The sequence below is a fragment of the Mycolicibacter longobardus genome, assembly GCF_002102265.1.
GTDB lineage: Bacteria > Actinomycetota > Actinomycetes > Mycobacteriales > Mycobacteriaceae > Mycobacterium > Mycobacterium longobardum.
The window spans coordinates 29,802-46,573 of record NZ_LQPG01000026.1 but is presented as its reverse complement, the minus strand read 5'-3'; the positions used below and the strand labels follow the sequence as shown (position 1 = coordinate 46,573).

Here is a 16,772-nt window from a genome sequence, read left to right as displayed (position 1 = left end):
TACTGCGGTGGTGAAACTACGACCCTCAATCGCGCTCCTGCTGTTCGTGGTCGGTGCGGCAGCCGGGCTGATCGGTGACCATTCCCATGTGATCACCGGGACCACCGAGTACCTGGCGGCATCGCACGCGTTGCCGTTCGTGTGGAGCAGCCCGATAAGTTTTCCGATCATGGTCGGCGCCGCCACCGTGATCCTGGCAGAGCTGCGACTGCATCTCCCCTCGCCCCGGACGGCGGTCACCTTCCGTCAGGGGGTGGCCGGCCTGGCCGCCGTGCTGGGCAGCTACGTCGTCACCGCTCTGCTGCACACCGCGCCGGAAGTTCCCGTCACGACGTTGATCTGCGCGTTCGCCGCGATCACCTTCTGCGCCTTGGGAGATCGTCCCGCGATTGTCTGCGGTGTGCTGGCCGCGCTCGTCGGCCCGGCTGTGGAGATCGCGATCGCCGCGGCGGGGCAGTTCCGCTACGCCTCTGATTCGGACTCGCTGTTCGGGGTGGCGCCGTGGCTGGTCCCGCTGTACTTCGCGTTCGGGGTCGTCGCGGCGCTGATCGGTGAAATCGCCGCTGCCGCAGGGCGGTCGACACCACAGGATCACGCGACACACCGATGAACGCGATGGCACGGGTGACACTCGGCGGATACCCGGCCAAACAGTGTGCCCGCGTCACCCACAACCAGTTCGCGCCGGGCATCCCGGAGCGGGCTCCCCCGCGGCCGGACCTGGAGGCCCTGCGCGATGCCGGAATCGCGTTCGAGAAAGCGGTTCTCGACGAGTTCCGGGACCGCTACGGCGACTACTCGGAGCGACTGCTGGCGCTCGACTCCGAGATCGGTCGCGCCGAACGCCAGCAACGCACCGTGGCTGCGATGGATGCCGGTGTCGCGGTGATCGTCGGCGGGCGCCTGCCGGATATCAACGGCCGCATGGGACTGCCGGATGTCTTGGTCAGGCACCGGGACGGCTATCTGCCCATCGACATCAAGAACCACCGCACCCTGAGCGCGTCGAAACGATCCACGGTGGAGGTGTCGACGCTGTCGGCACCTGATCGGCAGGCGACCCATCCCGGCTACAGCGATCGCGGGACGCGCTGGCGTGACGACGTCATGCAGTTGGCGCATTACACCCGGATGCTGCAGGAGCTGGGGTATCACGCCGGGGCGAATCGCGGCGGAATCATCGGTAGCTCCGATTTCACCGAGGTTTTCGGTGAGCCGCGAGGTATCACGTGGTACGACCTCGACGCGGAGAACATCCTGACGTATTCGGCCAGTGACCCGGCACACCGCAAGCCGCGCTCCGCGCTGCAGCGCTATGACCATGAGTTTTCGTTCCGCCTCGAAGTCGCGCATGCCGCCATGTCCGGCCGAGAACTGGTGCGGCCCTATCGGATCAGTGACTGCGCCACCTGCGCGTGGTTCGACTGCTGCGCCACAGCGGCCGGTGCGGATGACGCCTCATTTGTGATCGAGGCCGGCCACCTCACTGTCCGGGAGTGGCAGTACCTGTATCAGCACTGCGGCGACGGTGCGGCCTTGAGCGCGGCACAGTTGGCCGCCGTCGACGTCAACGCCCACCTCGACGCGTTCAGTGTCCATTCGGTGGGCACCAAGAAGCCCGGCGACCGGTTGGCCAACGCTGTCCGGCGGGCCCGGATGAGTTGCTCCGGAGTCGATTTCGAGGCGCACGAACCAGACCGGGTCGAGGTTCCCGCCGCCGGCATCGAAGTCGACTTCGATATCGAATGGGACACCGAGGGCCGGATCTATCAGTGGGGCCTGCGTATTCGCGACGGCCAGGACGACGCCACCGCCAGCTATCAGCCCGTGGTGTCATTCTGCCCGCTCGACGAGGCCGGAGAGGCTGAACTCGCGGCTGAATTCGCCTCCCGGATACAGCGATTGCGCACCAGAGCGGATCGAGAGGGCAAGACGCTCCAAATCTTTCACTGGCACCACCCCGAGATCTCGAACACCCGCAGATTCGCCGACGTCGAGCAGGCACTCGACGGACTCACCTACGACCTGCGGAAGTGGTTCGATGCAACGTTTTTCGCCCGCACACCCTCGTCTGTCAAGAATGTCGCGGGGTTCTTCGGCTTCCGGTGGGATGTCGAAGATCCGGGCGGTCTGGCGTCCCAGGGCGCTATCGAGACGGCCCGTGGGCACGGCCCAGAAGCCGACGCCGCCCGGGCATGGTGTCTGAGCTACAACGAGTGCGACGTGGCCGCCCAAGCCGCGATCCGTGACGGGTTGCGCGCCTACGGTCGGTGACCCGGTTCAGGCCTGCGCTTTCACCGACGGGCAGATGTTGGTGCGGGCCGACTCCACCACCTCACCGGCCGTCGGCTTGGCGATCTGCAGATAGACCGAGACCTGGTCGACGATCAGGCCGGTCGGATACTTCGGGAATTCCAGGCACGCGGTCCGTCCGGCGGCCAGCCGGCGCGCCTCGCTGCCGGGCGGGAAATGCCCGCGGATGGCGTTGAGGTATGCCATCTCCGCCGCGCTCGGATAGGTCGACTTCTGATCGTTGCACAGCAGGATGTCCGGGCTGTTGCCGCAGTAGTCGGGATCACGCGGGTTGAGTGGGTCGGCTTGAGCCAACGACGCGGCACCGATCAGCCCGGCCAGCACACCGCCGGCCAGGCCCGCCGCGAGTGCGGTTGCTTTCACGTCCAGCGCCTTTCTCCTCGCCGCTGACGCTAGCAGCCTTCCGAGCCCGGCCGGAGCGACTTGGTCGGGCTGGGTCGGAGCCGGCCGTGCCGCGCCGCCTCCCTCGGCCGTAGCATCGCCGGTATGAGTTGGACAGCCAGGTTCATCCCACCGGTGGTCGTCGCCGGTGTCCTGATAGGGGTCCCGGTGGGCGCCGCCCCGGCGCACGCCGACGAGGCCGGCTTCATGAAATACCTCAACACCCACGGCTACACCGCCCGTTACGCCGGTGACGAAGCGATTCCGGAGCCCAGCGTGCGCGCGCTCGGGCACATGATCTGCGAGAACCTGCACGTGGGCGTGAGCGTGGAAAGGCAGCAACCGAAGTACCCGGCGTGGCCGCAGTTCCCGCTGATCGCCGAGGCCGCACGCCAGGAGTTGTGCCCCGGCTCCTAGGCGCTTCTGCAACGTCGGCCAATGGCCGACGGTTGAGATGAGAGAGTGACCCTGTGACCGATCGGGGCCGACGACGCCGGGGACAGGACCTGCTGTTCGATGCCTTGACCACCAAGGGCACCGCCTTCAGCCACGACGAGCGCCACGAGTACGGCCTGCTGGGCCTGCTACCGGTCGCGGTGAAGACCATCGCCGAACAGGCCGCCCACACCTACACCGAGTTCTCCACCCGCCGTGATGATCTGGACAAGCACATCTATCTGCGGGCCCTGCAGGACCGCAACGAGACGTTGTTCTACCGGCTGCTGAGCGAACACATCGAGGAGATGCTGCCGATCGTCTACACACCGACGGTCGGTGAGGCGTGCAGGCAGTTCAGCGAGATCTACCGGCGACCGCGCGGGCTGTTCGTGTCCTACCCCGATCGCGACCGGTTGCGGGAGATCCTGGGCAACCGGCGCGCCCAACAGGTGGACGTCATCGTCGTCACCGACGGGCAGCGCATCCTCGGCCTGGGAGACCAGGGCATCGGCGGCATGGGCATCCCCATCGGGAAGCTGTCGCTGTACACCCTGATCGGTGGGATCGCCCCCGGCCGCACCTTGCCGATCGTGCTCGACGTCGGCACCGACAACGTCGAGCTGCTCAACGATCCGCAGTACCTCGGCTGGCGGCATCGACGGATCAGCGATGAGGAGTACTACGCCTTCGTCGATGATTTCGTCGCGGTGGTGCGCGAAGAACTGCCGGACGTGCTGCTGCAGTGGGAGGACTTCGCCACCGTGCACGCGCTGCCGCTGTTGACGCGGTACCGGGATCGGCTGCTGACGTTCAACGACGACATTCAGGGCACCGCGGCCGTCGCGCTCGGCGCGCTGCACGGCGCTGTCCGCGCTGCCGGGCGCCCGCTGCCGCAACAGCAGGTGGTGATGTTCGGCGCCGGCTCGGCGGGCATCGGCGTGCTGGAGATGATCCGCCAGCAGATGGTGGCGGAAGGACTCTCCGATGCCGAAGCCGCCGAACGGATCTGGGCGATCGACATCAACGGGCTGCTGACCGACGATCGCGGCGATCTGTCGGACAGCCAGCGCCGCTTCGCCCAGCCGGCGGCCCGGGTAGCCGGCTGGGCCGGACGGGGCCTCGCCGATGTGGTGCAGCACGTCGACGTCGGTATCCTGCGCCCAGTGCAACAACGTCTACATCTTCCCGGCGATCGGGCTGGCGGTGACCGCCGCCCGCGCATCCCGCGTCACCGACGCCATGGTGCGCGCGGCGGCCACCGCCCTCGGCGATGCCTCCCCCGCCCTGAGCGACCCCGACCAGCCGCTGCTGCCGGCTTTCGGGGACCTGCCGGAGATCACCACCCGTATCGCGACCGCGGTGGCCATCCAGGCGGTCCGTGACGGCGTCGCACCGGAGGTCTCCGACGAGGCGATGGCGACCGCGGTCCGGCAGGCCCGCTGGACACCGGAGTATGCGACTCGGTAGCCGCCGGACTACCGGTCCTGCGACATCCCGAGGTCAATTCACTAAAGTGCTCCTGGTGGACGGACGAAAGATCGCCAGGTTCTGCGGACGCAGCCTGGCCATCGTGACGTCGCTGGCGGTCTCCGCCGCGCTGATCCACGCCCAGAGCATCCAGGAGCCGGTGGCCAAACCCACCGAGACCGCCGAGGCGGCGGCACCGGCGGCACCTCCACCGCAGCCCACCGGCGGGATGCGTATCGCCAACCCGGCCGAGGCCGCCGCGCTGGCCGCGAACGTGCCGATGCCCACCGGAGGCCAGCAGTTCGTGTTCCCGCTGCCCACCGGGGTGGCACCGGAGAACGGGCTGCAGGTCAAGACCATCTGGGCCGCCCGGACCATCGGGGTGCTGTTCCAGGAGATCAAGACCATCTACGGCTACCGCCAGGACCCGCTGAGATGGCATCCCGACGGGTTGGCCATCGACGTGATGATCCCGGATTATCACAGCGATGCCGGTATCCGGCTCGGCGACCAGATCGCGGGCTATGCCCTGGCCAACGCCAAACGGTGGGGTGTCAACCACGTGATCTGGCGACAGAAGATCTACCCGGGCGTCGGCGGCGGAAACTGGACGTCCGATTACGGCAACGAGACCGCCAACCACTACGACCACGTCCATATCGCCACCAACGGCGGCGGTTACCCGACGGGTCATGAGACCTACTTCATCAGCTCGATGACTCCGGCGCCGCCGGACTGAGTGGTGGGCGAGATGGATAAGGTCGCGTCACGCGCGGTCCGGGCCGGCGTGGCCGGTGCCGTCATCGCCGCAGGTATCGGGCTTGGCGCGTTCAACCCGTGGTGGGTGGCGGCGTTCGTCGGGATTCCGCTTGTCATCACCGGTCTGGTCATCACTCCCCGACCGTCCCGTACCTCCGAGCTCGCGGTGTTCCGCCCCGGCCCACCTGACCGTTCTGCGCCGGCCCGCATCCACGCGCTCACCCGCAGCAGCCTGGCCAACGAAGACCTGCAGCCAACGCTGGTCACCGCGACCATCACTCCGGCGAACGACACCGCCTATCAGGCACGGTGGATGACCTCGATGTCGCGCAAGGACTTCCAGTCGCTGACCGATCATCCCCACACCGCCCTACCACCAGACAGGTTGCCGTCGCGCGAGGCGGCCCGCACCCCCGAGTTCGGCGATCAGCCCGGTAAGTGGGCGGTGATCTATCCGGGGATCACCATCGCGACGGCGCTGGCCGTACTCGTCGGCGTCGGTGGCGCATGGCATGTCTCGGTCAACCTGCCGTCACTACCGGTCGCGAACCGTCCCGTCGGCCCGCACATCACGACGAAGATTTCCGACCTCGACGCGCGCCGGGACACCATGATCCGCGCCGTCACCAACAAACTCGGGCCCAGCGCTGCCGACAATCTGCTCGATCTCCGGTTCACCGGCAGCGGCTCCGACTACGCCACAGTGCTCAATCCGGCCAACGGCGAGTCGACGAGCATCTACGTCAGCACCAGCCGTGACGTCCACGCCACGCCTACGCCGAGCACGCTGCGCAAGACCAGCACCTTCACCGCCCGCGATGTGGCGTCGATCCAACTGACCACGATCGCCGAGCGGATGGCGCAACAGTTCCGTGCGGCGGGCAAGGACCTCGGTCTCGAAACCCTGCAGATCAAACGTTCCGGTCCCGGGCAACCCATCATCCTCACCGGCAGCTTCAACGGTCCCGGCACGTTCCCGTTCAGCCAAACCATCGACGCACGACCGGATGGAACCGTTGCCGAACTGTTCGACCCGGCCGACTTCGCCGAATCCCTCAAGCGAGCACGACAAGCCCTGGAGCTGGCCGGTATCGCACCGTCTGATCAGGTGCTGACGAGCATCCAGATTCGTGGCACCGCCCGCAACACCCCGCATCTGCACGCCAGTCAGATCCAGAACAGCGGCGGGGTGCTGATCGAATTCCGGTCCGATCACCGCAACGGCGATGCCGTCGTGGTGCCGGGGCAGCTCCCGGAGGTCACCGACCGCTCCTACGGATCGAACGCGGAGCGCTTCAGCCTCGACGACGTCTCACTGGCCGCCTTCGAATCCGTTCGCACCCAGGCGATGCAACGCGGATCGCTGGAGCCTTACGAGAGCCGGGCCGTCGACATCGAGATGTCCGATCAGCCCACCGATAACGCCGGGCTGGCGATCCGCATTCAGCTCGCCGGCGTGCAGGCCGCGGCGGGCACCTACTCGACCAGCGGTGAGTTTCTCAAGCAGGGCAGCTGACCGTCACCGAGCCGATTCGATGGCCCGGCGGGTGACGCCTTCCAGTTGTGCGAGCTGAACTTTCGGCGGGTGGATCGCGCCGCGCTCGGCGAGCCTGCTGACGATCGCGCGGACCCGCCCGTAATAGGTGGCCTGCTCGGCGGGCGTGGTACTGGCGGCCGCGTGGTTGTAGAGCTTCAGGGCGGTGTCGAGTTCATCCTGGTCGGCTTGGTCGAGGTAGGCGGTGCCGACCTTCTTCCCGTGCGTCTCACACCCGATCCACGCGCGACGCAGCGCGACGACCGCCTGTTGGTAGGCGTCGGCCAGCCCGCGGTTGGCCGGGTAGACCTCGGTGCGCAGGGCCTGCGCCTCATCGAGTGCCAGCTGGAAGCTCTGGGTCTGCTCGACGGTCACGTCGGTGATAGCCGGATAGCGCAGCAGCATCGCCGGGTCGAGTTCATAAGCGCCGTAGGCGCCCAGGATGTCGTTGTGGCGCCGGATTGCGTCCTCCCACAACCGTTTAGCCGCCTCTTCAGTGCCGGCATCGGCGATCCGCGGCCCCGGGGGCGAGACCGCAGGCGAGGGTTCGGCGGTGAACTCGGCGGTGGGCTCCGCTGTGGTGGCCCCCGCCGGGGCCGGCAGTATTGCCTGCAGCCGGGCGAGTATCTCGGCGGCTGCGGGATCGGATTCGACGATGGCCACCCACCATTCGTCGCCGGCGCCGGCTTCGCTGTCGGTACAGAACGTCAACTTCAGGTACTTCTGGCCGCGCACGGTCAGGTGCCGGCCCTGGGTGGAGGTGGCCTCCGCCGGTCCGCCCCGGCGTGCCGCAGTCAGCGACGACAGCGGGTAACTCACGATCTCGCGGTCCTCGGACCCGAAGTAGACGTTGTCGGCGTCGACGGTGATCAGCATCGCGCCCCGGCTGCCCAGCCGCCCGTAGGACACCACGCCCAGCGAGGCGGTGATCAGTGCCGCCACCGTGGTCGCGATGAGGAACCCCGGCGCCCCGGCGAGGTTGAGTACAACCAGCGCGAACAGGCCCGCCACCAGCAGTAGAGATCCGGCCCGGGCCGACGCATGGTGGCGTCCGGTCAGGTATTCCGTCCGCGCGGACACCGCGACCGCCCGGGTCTCGGCCCTAGAGTTCATCGGCACGTCTGGATTCCTCGGCGTTGGGGACGTCGACCCAGCATAGGGCCTGTCGTCGGGCGTCGCGGCCAACCCAGCCACGCGCCGTATCGAACGTGTGTTCTAGTATGTGTCCAGGCCGGCCCGCTCGCCGCGGGCGATGATGAGAAGGAGACCGCCGCAACCATGACTGCTTCGACTTTCGCAGACGCCCCGTCCGTCACCGGCCACGCCCCGAGCGCGGATTCGTTCGCGGAGGGCACACCGGCCCCGGCCGCTCCGGCTGCTGTCCCGGAAACAAAGGCTCCGGCGAAGAGGCCGGCCGGCAAGAAGTCCAAGACCTTCGAGTTGACCCTCACCGTGACCGGCACCGCCGACGGCGAGTGGCGCGCCGAGATCAAGCAGGGCGCCACCTATTTGGTCCGCAACCTTGCCGTCGCGGCCGCCGCGGTGTCCCGGGCCGCCAAGGAACTGCACGAGGAACTGTTCGCACCCATCGAAGCGTTGATGGATGAGGCGCGCTCCCAGCAGGCCGCTCGGGTCGCAGCGCTCGAAGCCGAACTCGAAGCCGCCCGCAAGGCCCTCGCCGACTTGGACTGAGGCACTCAATACGAATAGGAGCCACGATGAACGATCACGCGCTGAAGGACGCCGGCGCCAAGTTGATGAATCTCGCGCACCGGTTGGTCCTCAACGTCAGTGGGAACAGGCTGTTGGCCAAGCCGTTTGGGATGCCGCTGGTGGAGCTGCACACGACGGGGCGCAAGTCCGGGTTGCCCCGGTCCTGCTACCTGACGGCTCCCCTTCACGATTCGAATCGGGTTGTGCTCGTCGCATCCAAGGGCGGTGACGACCGCGACCCCGACTGGTACCGGAACCTTGAGGCGTTTCCCGACGCGGAGCTGGTGATCGGCGGCATCCGGCGGAAGATTCATGCCCGCACCGCAAACGCGCAAGAGCGCGCGGAGCTGTGGCCGAGGATTGTCGCGGCGTATAAGGGTTATGCCGACTACCAGACGCGGACCAGCCGCGAGATACCCGTGGTGATCTGCGAGCTGCGGAACTGACGACCTACGTCCCGCTCACCTGCCCAGCACGGAGACGATCTTCTTGGCGGTGGCCTTGGCCGATCCCGGATTCTGGCCCGTGACCAGCCGGCCGTCGACAACGACGTGCGAGGCAAAGGGAATCAGGCCCTTCTGGTAGTGGGCACCGCGCTTCTTCATCTCCGCTTCGGCGTTGTAGGGCACCAGTTTGTCGACGCGCGCCAGGACCTCCTCCGACCAGGCGAATCCGGTGAGCTTGCGCCCGGCGACCAAGAACGATCCGTCCGACAGCTTGGTGTTGAGCAGGCCGCAGTAGCCATGGCAGACCGAGGACACGACTCCCCCGCGCTCGAAGATTTCGCGCGAGATGCGTTGCAGACCTTCACTGTCCGGGAAGTCGAACATGACCGCGTGGCCGCCGGTGAAGTAGATCGCGTCGAAATCCGCCGAGTCGATCTCGTCGGGTGAGGCGGTGCTGTCCAGCAGCGCCATCTTCGTGTCGTCGGCTTTCCATGCCTTGGCGCTCTTGTCGAAATTGGGGAACTTCAACGAACGCGGTTCCAGGGGCGAACGCCCGCCTTTCGGGCTGACGAGCGTCTGCTGGTAGCCGGCTTCGGCGAAGACGTGGTAGGCGTGCGTCAGTTCCGACAGCCACAGCCCGGTCGGCTCGGCCGGGTCGGCGTAGTGGGCGACATTGGACACGACGTTGAGGATGCGCTTGGTCATCCCCCCAGGATTGCGCTGATGGCCCGCCTGCGCCACCGACTAGCCCACTCTAGGGTGGCTTGATGGGAACAATCTCGCCGAAAGTGCAGCAGCCGAGTCCTCTGCACCTGGCCGCGCTCCTGGTCTCGCTGGTGCTCGTCATCATCGTCGCGGCCCTCGGCGGCACCGCTTCGGCCGACGCCGCGGGCGACTACGGCAAGCTCGCCCAACCCGGCTGGGCACCGCCGAGCTACCTCTTCGGTCCGGTGTGGAGTGCCCTCTACCTGCTGATGGCCGTCGCGGCCTGGCTGGTCTGGCGTGCGGATCCCCGGTGGAGAAACCCCGCGATCATCGCCTACGGCGTACAGCTGGTGCTGAATCTGCTGTGGTCCCCGCTGTTCTTCGGACTCGGCCGGCGTGGTCTGGCGCTGGTCGACATCGTTGTGCTGGACGTGGCCGTGGCAATCACCATCGCCGCGTTCTGGAAGGTCCACCGCGGCGCGGCCTTCATGATGCTGCCGTACTTCGCGTGGATCCTGTTCGCGACCGCACTGAACTACTCGGTGTGGTCGCTGAACAGCTGAAGCACTGGGAAATAACCCAAGATCACCGGCCCGCCGTCCAACGGAAGAACTCGTCCACGGTCAACACCGGCTTCCCGTACTCCTGGGCCTTGCGGGCCTTCCCGGACTGCGTGCCCGCTTCGGCGATGACCAGGACCTCGCAGCGGGTCTTGGTCACCGTGCGCACCGGCACCAACCCGGCCGAGGCGGCCAGCCGCTCCATCTCGTCGCGATCTACCACGCGGCCTTGCCCGTCAACCGCGGTTCCGGTGAAGCAGATCCGGGCACCGGCGACTAGAACCTCGTCGATGTTGCTGTCCATCGATGGCGACTGAGCCAGCCCGTGGGCCAGTTCACCTGCGCCCAGCGCCTCCAACGCCTCTCGTAGCCGCCCCAGTACCTTGTCGGGTAGCCGGGTCCGGGATGCCGCCAACAACAGCTGGTCGGCTGCTGACCGGCGGGCCGCGTGCTCCCAACTGGTCTCGCCCGCCAGCGACGTTTCACCGGCCGCAGCGGTACCCAGCAGGATTGATCCGAGGGCGCGGCTGATCCGCAGCAACGCCGATAGTGCCGGAAGGTGCTCTGCGGTCGGGGTGGCGATGTCGTGATCGCGGCTGACCAGGATTCCCGACAGCGCGTCAGTCTCGTCGGGTTCGTCAAACGGGGATGAGCCGGCGGCAAGGTCGACGCCACCGAGGTTGTCCAGTGCGGATCTGGCCCGCTGCAATGCGGTGTGCCCGGCGATATTTGTGCCGGACAACTCGATACCCAGCGGCATGGGAATGACCTGCCCGAGCCGTTTGAGTTCGAAGTCGATCAGCCCCAGCGTCTCATCGATCTTCGCCCCCACCGGTGTGCACCCGGCCAGCATCGGCGCGATCACCGCCCAGGCCTCCCGCAGCGTCGGCGCCAACAGCACGTCCGCTACCCCGATCCGGTAAGCCTGTCGGGCGTCTGCGAGGTCCCGCTGCGGATTGATCAGCGTCGACACCGCCGTGCGGTCGTCGAACGCCACTGCCAATTCCACCGGTCGCGGCCGGGACATCCGGCCCTCATCGCCCACTGTGAGCAGACCGATCGCACAGAAGCGGCGCGACCGGTCGGTGTTGGCCGAGGCACGCAAGAACCGGGAGATCCGGCGGTCCACCTTCAGATCCCTTGGCAGCACCGGGCGTTTCAACACCAGGCCGGCCAACGATGTGCAGCGACTCAGTGCCACGTACAGCTGGCCCGTGGAGAACATCCCGCCGGAAAGATCCACCACCAGCCGGTCCAGGGTCTGGCCCTGACTCTTGTGAATCGTGATCGCCCAGGCCAGCTTGAACGGCAGCTGGGTGAAGGTGCCTACCACCTCCCGGCGCAGGGTTCCACCGTCGACCACCGGGCGGGTGGCCTCCCAGGTGAACGGGGCTACCTCGGCGGTGTCACCGTCGGGGAATTCGACCTCGACAACCGCTCCGTCACGGTTGTAGCCCACACCCACCACGCGTCCGATCGAGCCGTTGACCCAGCGCTCCGCCTGGTCGTTGTTGAGCATCATCACCTGGGCGCCGACCTTGAACCGCAATTCGCCTTCGATGGGTTTGTCGAACAACGACAGATCGCCGGATTCTGTTGCCCGGTGCACCATTTCCTCGCCGGGCAACCGTTCCAGCTGTTGCCTGTTGCGGGCGGTGACCAGCCGGTTGGTCGGCGCCAGCGTCAGCCAGAACTCGCCGTCTGGAGGTACAAAGTCGGCATCCACCCGGGCATCCAGGTGCTGCTTTGCATGGCCGAGCAACACCCCTTCACGAATCTCGTTGAGTATCGCGGTCATCCGGTCATCGCCGAGCTGACGGAATACCGTCGTCAACGAGACGCTCGGGAAGTCCTCGCGGCTGAAGGCATTCGCCGAAAAGAAGTACGGCGTGTCGTAGGTCGTCGAAAAATATTGCTGCTCAACCTCGGTGACCACTGGAGGCAACTGGTATAGATCGCCTACCAACACGACCTGCACACCCCCGAACGGACTTCCTGGCTCCGGCCCGAACCGCTGCAATGCCGCCGCGATCATGTCGAACACGTCCGCACGCACCATCGACGCCTCGTCGATGATCAGTGTCTGCAGCTTGCCGAGCGTCTTGGTAAAACGTCCGGGCCGATGATCGCCGCCGGCGACGTCGGACAGCGTTGTGGTGGGGAGGAAACCGAACAGCCGGTGGATGGTGTGGCCGTCGACGTTGAGGGCAGCGATCCCCGTCGGAGCAACGACCACGACGTTGCGGTCGGTGTTCGCCATGAAATGCCGGATGAGCGTGGACTTGCCGGTACCGGCCTTGCCCGTCAGGAACAGGTTCCGGCCTGCCGCCAGTAACCCCAGTGCTCGCTGGAACTCCTCGGTCAGCAGCACCGTGTTGCTCACCGCCGCCACAGTCGAACCTTACCGGCAGCTTCAAAGGTGAATTTCGGCCGCCGCAATCCTCGAATACGCTTCCCCCATGACCTCTCCCGTCCTGCAGGTCACTCGGGCCGGCCTGCGCGAGTTGGCGCAACGCTGCCACGCCCTGGCAGTTCAGGTGTCGCCGACGGCGGCCGCGGCCCTGCTGCTGGCGTCGCTGAGCATGGCGTCATGCACGCCGCACACCCATGACTCGCACGGCGGGGAGGCCGCATTGGGCACTATCGCAACCAAGAACGCCCCCAACCCCTTAAGGCATGACTCTGAGCGGTTGACGAAACGATTTCCGAGGTTGGGCTCGCCCGTCACGACGTCGTGGGTAAGTGGGGATATGGGTGACCCCCGGGTGCCTGGACCTTCCACCTACTGGCTTGACTGCATCGTCGAATTGGCCCCCGCGACTATTGCGGATCTGAAGGCGCGCTACCGGCCTGCGCCGACCACGGTGCATCCCGATGTCTCGGGAACGCTGGCAGGGGTATTACCCGCTGGCAGTTACCTCGCCAGCGGCGCACTCGACGAGGCATTTTCCTCCACGAGTATCAGCTCGACGGTGTTTCTTGCAGAGCAAGCGCCGGTTATCGTGATCAGCGCCCTGGGGCATTGAAGGCGCAACCAGGCGCTTCACGTTGGCCGGGCCCCGCTGCGACCGCACGCGTTCGCCGAAGGTGAATTTCGGCCGCCGCGATCCTCTAATACGCTTCCCCCATGACCTCTCCCGTCCTGCAGGTCACTCCAGCCGGCCTGCGCGAGTTGGCGCAACGCTGCCACGCCCTGGCAGTTCAGGTGTCGCCGACGTTGTCGCCGGTGACGGCGTCGGAGTGGCAGGCCAGTGGCGCGGCGGTGAGCACCGTCAACGCCAGTGGGACCAAGGCAGCGGCGGCTATTCGCGGGCGGATGACGGCCAGCGCAAGCAAGCTCACCACGGCGGCGCGGGAGTACGAAGCAATGGACCACGACGGCGCGGCCGCCCTGGCCGCGGTCCGCCCGAGCTTCACCCCACTGGTCGCCCGCTCCAGTACGGACGGCGGTGCCGGTGGGCTCGGGATCCCGAGGTAGCCCCGATGTCGGTGCCGACCCTGGCCCAGATCGAGGGCGCTAACTGGGATTACCTCACGACCAACGCCACGGCGTGGACCGACCTCGCCCACGTCTGGGAGGCGGGCTTCACCGAAATCCGTGATGCGTCGGCGCGCCCCAGCGGCACCCGGTGGACCGGTGCCGGCGCCGAAACGTTCCAGCAGCGCGCCGCCGCCGATGTGGTGAAAGTCCGCGGCCCCGCCGACATGCTGCGCCACGCCGCCGGAATCGCCACCCGCGGCGCGGAAGCCCAGCAGGCCAACAAACGACTGGTACTTGACGCCGTCGACGACGCCGAGCGCGAAGACTTCCGGGTCGGCGAGGACTACTCGGTCACCGACACCTACACCCACTACACCTCCGCTGCGGAGCAGCAGGAGCGCCAGCAAGCCGCGCAACGCCACGGCGAATTCATCACGTCGCGGGTCAGCAACCTGATCAACAACGAAAACGAGATCTCCCGCAACCTCACCACCGCCACCGCCGGACTCCACGAGTTCGGCTTCCCCGATGAGAGCGCCGACGGCGGCACTGGTGCCAACGGAGAGCAGCCCCGGGTGGTGCTGGTGAACAACGAGGAACCGCCGCCACTCCTTCCGGGCGGTCCCTTGTCGACGAGTCGGCAGGCCGCGGTGGACTACGCCGAGGAGTGGGCTGAAGGCTTCAACCCTGACTACGAGTCCCTTGGCGGAGGCGATCTGGACTGCACCAACTTCGTGTCACAGGTGATGCGCGCAGGTGGTTTCGAGGACGTCGGCAACGGTATCGACGACTGGCGTCGCGGCGACAGTGACGACTGGTACTACCAGAATGACGGCGGGGTATTCCCGGGCAACACGTCTTCCAAGACGTGGACACTGGCGAAAGAACACCACAACTTCGTGACCCAGCATTCTGAGTGGGGCGAAATTGTCGGAGTGGTGCCGACGCCAAGCAGAGATGGGCTCGATCCGCTGGCCCCGTCGCGTGCGGGTCTCCTCCCGGGCGATCTGATCTACTACAAGGACGCTGACGGCCAGATCAACCACGCGGCCGTATACGTGGGGCAGGCCATGATCAATGGAGTGCCCACGGATGTGATCAACCAGCATTCTGGCGGCATCAAGACACACGGTGATTGGATGCCCGACTCGGCGGAGTACACACGTGCCCCCGCTCAAGTCGAGTTCGTTCGCCTCAACTACCCAGGAGATTGAGCCAATGGCGAGTCCGCTCCGTGCACACCGTCGGGCGTTGACGATCTCGGCGGCGGCGGTCGCTGCCGCCGCGGCAGCCGTTGCGGCCTGGTTTCACCTGGCGGCATCGGACACCGATGGGCTGTCCATGGGCGACTACGGCCCCGAGAAGCAGCGGGAATGGGCCGAGCAGCTGGTAACCGGGTTGAACACCCATGATGTGAACCAGGTTCCCGTCCTCCGCTCCAACGGCCAATTGTTGGACGCGCAGAGAGGCACGGTCGAGGCCGCGATGCCCGCTCCGGGCTGCTCCTACCGCCTGCTGTCCGTGCAGGATCGCGGCGAGCAGGGTCGCCGACCGGTTCCTGGACTGCGCACCGAGAACTCGACCTACAGGTTCGACATGACCGTCGATGAGCACTGCTCGGGGACGACCCGGACTCGAGTGCTCGGTGTCATGGCCGTCGCCGAAATGGGCTACTGGGACCCGTTTTACTTCGTGGTGTAAGCGCGCGGAGAGCGCGAAGGGATGCTCGGCGCAGGGCCTGGCGACGCGGTTGTCGCTGACGTCTCGGCTCAGTCGACTTTCGGGCAGTAGAAGTGCGGGTCGTTGCGGTACTCAACCGGCGGCAGGTTGCGCGCCGGGGTCTGCACCAGCGGCGCATCCACCGGAAGACGGCCTGACGCACGATCCAACGCCGAACGCTTGCGCGGATGCATCAATGCACGTTTGGGGCCGTACTTCGATACGAAGGTGATCGCCTTGCACAGATACCCGTGCACGCGCTCCTGGCGCGGGGACCAGGTATAGCCCATGAGTTCCCGCACCGGAGGGTCATAGAGGGCCACCGTCATGAAGGTCAGGAAGTGCTGCATGACCTTGAGGTTCTGCGCCCACAGCCAATCCGGAATCCACTGCAATGACGGGTGCTTGGGCATGGTCGACAGGTCCATGACCTCACGGGCCGCCCAGTTGTTCTCCAGAACGTTGCGGCACATGTGATCCCAGTACGCTTCGAACTCTTCCCAAGTCTTGGGCACCGGGCGCATGCTCATGCCGTACATGCGATACCACTGGACGTGCTCATCGAAGAGCTGCCGCTTGTCGGCCTCGGTCAGTCCGCCGCCGAACTTCTCGGCGGCCAGCAGGGTCGACTTGAAGAACGTCGCGTGCGCCCAGTAGAAGACGTCGGGGTTCAACGCGCTGTACCGGCGACCCTGTTCGTCAACGCCCTTGATTCCGATGTGGTAATCGCGGACTTCAGCGCCGGTCTGCGGGGCACGGTAGCCGTCGAACACCACGCCGCCGATCGGATAGATCGACCGCATGAGTCGCGGGATGCGCTCCATGAAGAAGATCGAATGGTCTTTGACCGCAGCACCCAGTTGCGGGTGCATGTTCTGCATCGAGCCCGCCCAGGTCCCCTGGAATAGGCCAGTCCACTGACCGAAGTATTTCCAGGTCAGCGAGTCGGGACCGAGAGGGATCGGGGGTGCGTCATAGCCGCCTGTGCTCACGGGACAGCCCGAAGCCATCGGCGTATCGCCGGCCGCGGGGCAGGTTTCCGACATCTCTTGAGTCACGAGCGCGCACTCCCAGTCATCGTTGACCACTTCTGACAACATGCGTTATCAGTATTGAGAGTGTAGGAGGGCTCTGGGCTGGGGTCAACAAGGGGAGTTGGTCACCGCCCCCAAGTGACGGCAATCGCCGAAGCGGCAACACACAGGGTGGTCAACGGCGCGAGAAAGTGGAATCGTGATTCGCGCCAAGGCGCGATG

17 protein-coding genes and 1 pseudogene are annotated in these 16,772 nt (G+C 66.4%); 13 read left to right on the top strand and 5 right to left on the bottom strand.

What is annotated here, in order from left to right; genetic code table 11:
- The first annotated feature begins 10 nt into the window (after positions 1–10).
- Positions 11–610, top strand: coding sequence for a diacylglycerol-binding protein (locus AWC16_RS13955; protein ID WP_234812271.1), 600 nt, complete (start codon positions 11–13; stop codon positions 608–610).
- A complete protein-coding gene (locus AWC16_RS13950) occupies positions 607–2,274 on the top strand; it encodes a recombinase RecB (protein WP_234812270.1) in 1,668 nt (555 codons plus the stop codon). Before AWC16_RS13955 ends, AWC16_RS13950 begins: the two co-directional genes overlap by 4 nt.
- Positions 2,275–2,280: 6 nt before the next feature.
- Here the strand turns inward: AWC16_RS13950 and AWC16_RS13945 are convergent, their stop codons facing one another.
- Positions 2,281–2,676 (bottom strand): hypothetical protein, encoded by a 396-nt coding sequence (locus AWC16_RS13945; RefSeq protein ID WP_085265345.1) that lies wholly within the window; start codon positions 2,674–2,676, stop codon positions 2,281–2,283.
- Positions 2,677–2,799: 123 nt separating this feature from the next.
- On the opposite strand from AWC16_RS13945, the gene AWC16_RS13940 reads away from it, so the two are divergent.
- The 4 genes and pseudogenes from AWC16_RS13940 (at position 2,800) to AWC16_RS13925 (ending at position 6,874) form a co-directional block, all read left to right on the top strand.
- A complete protein-coding gene (locus AWC16_RS13940) occupies positions 2,800–3,111 on the top strand; it encodes a DUF732 domain-containing protein (protein ID WP_085265344.1) in 312 nt (103 codons plus the stop codon).
- Between the two features lie 92 nt (positions 3,112–3,203).
- Positions 3,204–4,599, top strand: a pseudogene (gene maeA / locus AWC16_RS13935) (oxaloacetate-decarboxylating malate dehydrogenase).
- Positions 4,600–4,654: 55 nt separating this feature from the next.
- Complete coding sequence (locus AWC16_RS13930; RefSeq protein WP_409370693.1) at positions 4,655–5,338, top strand: VldE C-terminal domain-containing protein; 684 nt, start codon at positions 4,655–4,657, stop codon at positions 5,336–5,338.
- A gap of 12 nt (positions 5,339–5,350) precedes the next feature.
- Positions 5,351–6,874 (top strand): hypothetical protein, encoded by a 1,524-nt coding sequence (locus AWC16_RS13925; protein ID WP_109561413.1) that lies wholly within the window; start codon positions 5,351–5,353, stop codon positions 6,872–6,874.
- Positions 6,875–6,877: 3 nt separating this feature from the next.
- Here AWC16_RS13925 and AWC16_RS13920 read toward each other — a convergent pair whose 3' ends face one another.
- Positions 6,878–8,005, bottom strand: a complete 1,128-nt coding sequence (locus AWC16_RS13920; RefSeq protein ID WP_085265342.1) for a hypothetical protein — start codon at positions 8,003–8,005, stop codon at positions 6,878–6,880.
- 165 nt (positions 8,006–8,170) lie between these two features.
- On the opposite strand from AWC16_RS13920, the gene AWC16_RS13915 reads away from it, so the two are divergent.
- Together AWC16_RS13915 and AWC16_RS13910 are read left to right on the top strand one after the other, a co-directional pair.
- Positions 8,171–8,584: a DUF6319 family protein gene (locus AWC16_RS13915; protein WP_085265341.1), complete on the top strand. Its 414-nt coding sequence runs from the start codon at positions 8,171–8,173 to the stop codon at positions 8,582–8,584.
- Between the two features lie 26 nt (positions 8,585–8,610).
- Positions 8,611–9,051, top strand: coding sequence for a nitroreductase family deazaflavin-dependent oxidoreductase (locus tag AWC16_RS13910; RefSeq protein ID WP_085265340.1), 441 nt, complete (start codon positions 8,611–8,613; stop codon positions 9,049–9,051).
- 15 nt (positions 9,052–9,066) lie between these two features.
- Here AWC16_RS13910 and AWC16_RS13905 read toward each other — a convergent pair whose 3' ends face one another.
- Positions 9,067–9,756, bottom strand: a complete 690-nt coding sequence (locus AWC16_RS13905) for a type 1 glutamine amidotransferase domain-containing protein (RefSeq protein ID WP_085265339.1) — start codon at positions 9,754–9,756, stop codon at positions 9,067–9,069.
- A 71-nt stretch (positions 9,757–9,827) separates the two neighbouring features.
- Here AWC16_RS13905 and AWC16_RS13900 point away from each other — a divergent pair, with 71 nt between their 5' ends.
- Positions 9,828–10,319 (top strand): TspO/MBR family protein, encoded by a 492-nt coding sequence (locus AWC16_RS13900; protein ID WP_420094303.1) that lies wholly within the window; start codon positions 9,828–9,830, stop codon positions 10,317–10,319.
- Positions 10,320–10,341: 22 nt separating this feature from the next.
- Here the strand turns inward: AWC16_RS13900 and AWC16_RS13895 are convergent, their stop codons facing one another.
- The gene (locus AWC16_RS13895; RefSeq protein ID WP_420094301.1) at positions 10,342–12,708 is read right to left on the bottom strand and encodes an AAA family ATPase; all 2,367 of its coding nucleotides are present in this window, start codon (positions 12,706–12,708) and stop codon (positions 10,342–10,344) included.
- A gap of 67 nt (positions 12,709–12,775) precedes the next feature.
- Between AWC16_RS13895 and AWC16_RS13890 the strand changes: the two genes are divergently transcribed.
- The 4 genes from AWC16_RS13890 (at position 12,776) to AWC16_RS13875 (ending at position 15,498) form a co-directional block, all read left to right on the top strand.
- Positions 12,776–13,342, top strand: coding sequence for a hypothetical protein (locus tag AWC16_RS13890; RefSeq protein WP_085265337.1), 567 nt, complete (start codon positions 12,776–12,778; stop codon positions 13,340–13,342).
- A gap of 101 nt (positions 13,343–13,443) precedes the next feature.
- Positions 13,444–13,794 carry a type VII secretion target gene (locus AWC16_RS13885; protein WP_085265336.1) on the top strand — a complete coding sequence of 117 codons (351 nt, stop codon included), beginning with the start codon at positions 13,444–13,446 and terminating at the stop codon, positions 13,792–13,794.
- Positions 13,795–13,799: 5 nt separating this feature from the next.
- A complete protein-coding gene (locus tag AWC16_RS13880) occupies positions 13,800–15,011 on the top strand; it encodes an amidase domain-containing protein (protein ID WP_085265335.1) in 1,212 nt (403 codons plus the stop codon).
- Positions 15,012–15,015: 4 nt separating this feature from the next.
- Positions 15,016–15,498 carry a hypothetical protein gene (locus AWC16_RS13875; RefSeq protein WP_085265334.1) on the top strand — a complete coding sequence of 161 codons (483 nt, stop codon included), beginning with the start codon at positions 15,016–15,018 and terminating at the stop codon, positions 15,496–15,498.
- Between the two features lie 68 nt (positions 15,499–15,566).
- On the opposite strand, the gene AWC16_RS13870 is transcribed toward AWC16_RS13875, so the two are convergent.
- Complete coding sequence (locus AWC16_RS13870; protein ID WP_085265447.1) at positions 15,567–16,562, bottom strand: oxygenase MpaB family protein; 996 nt, start codon at positions 16,560–16,562, stop codon at positions 15,567–15,569.
- Between the last annotated feature and the right edge of the window lie 210 nt (positions 16,563–16,772).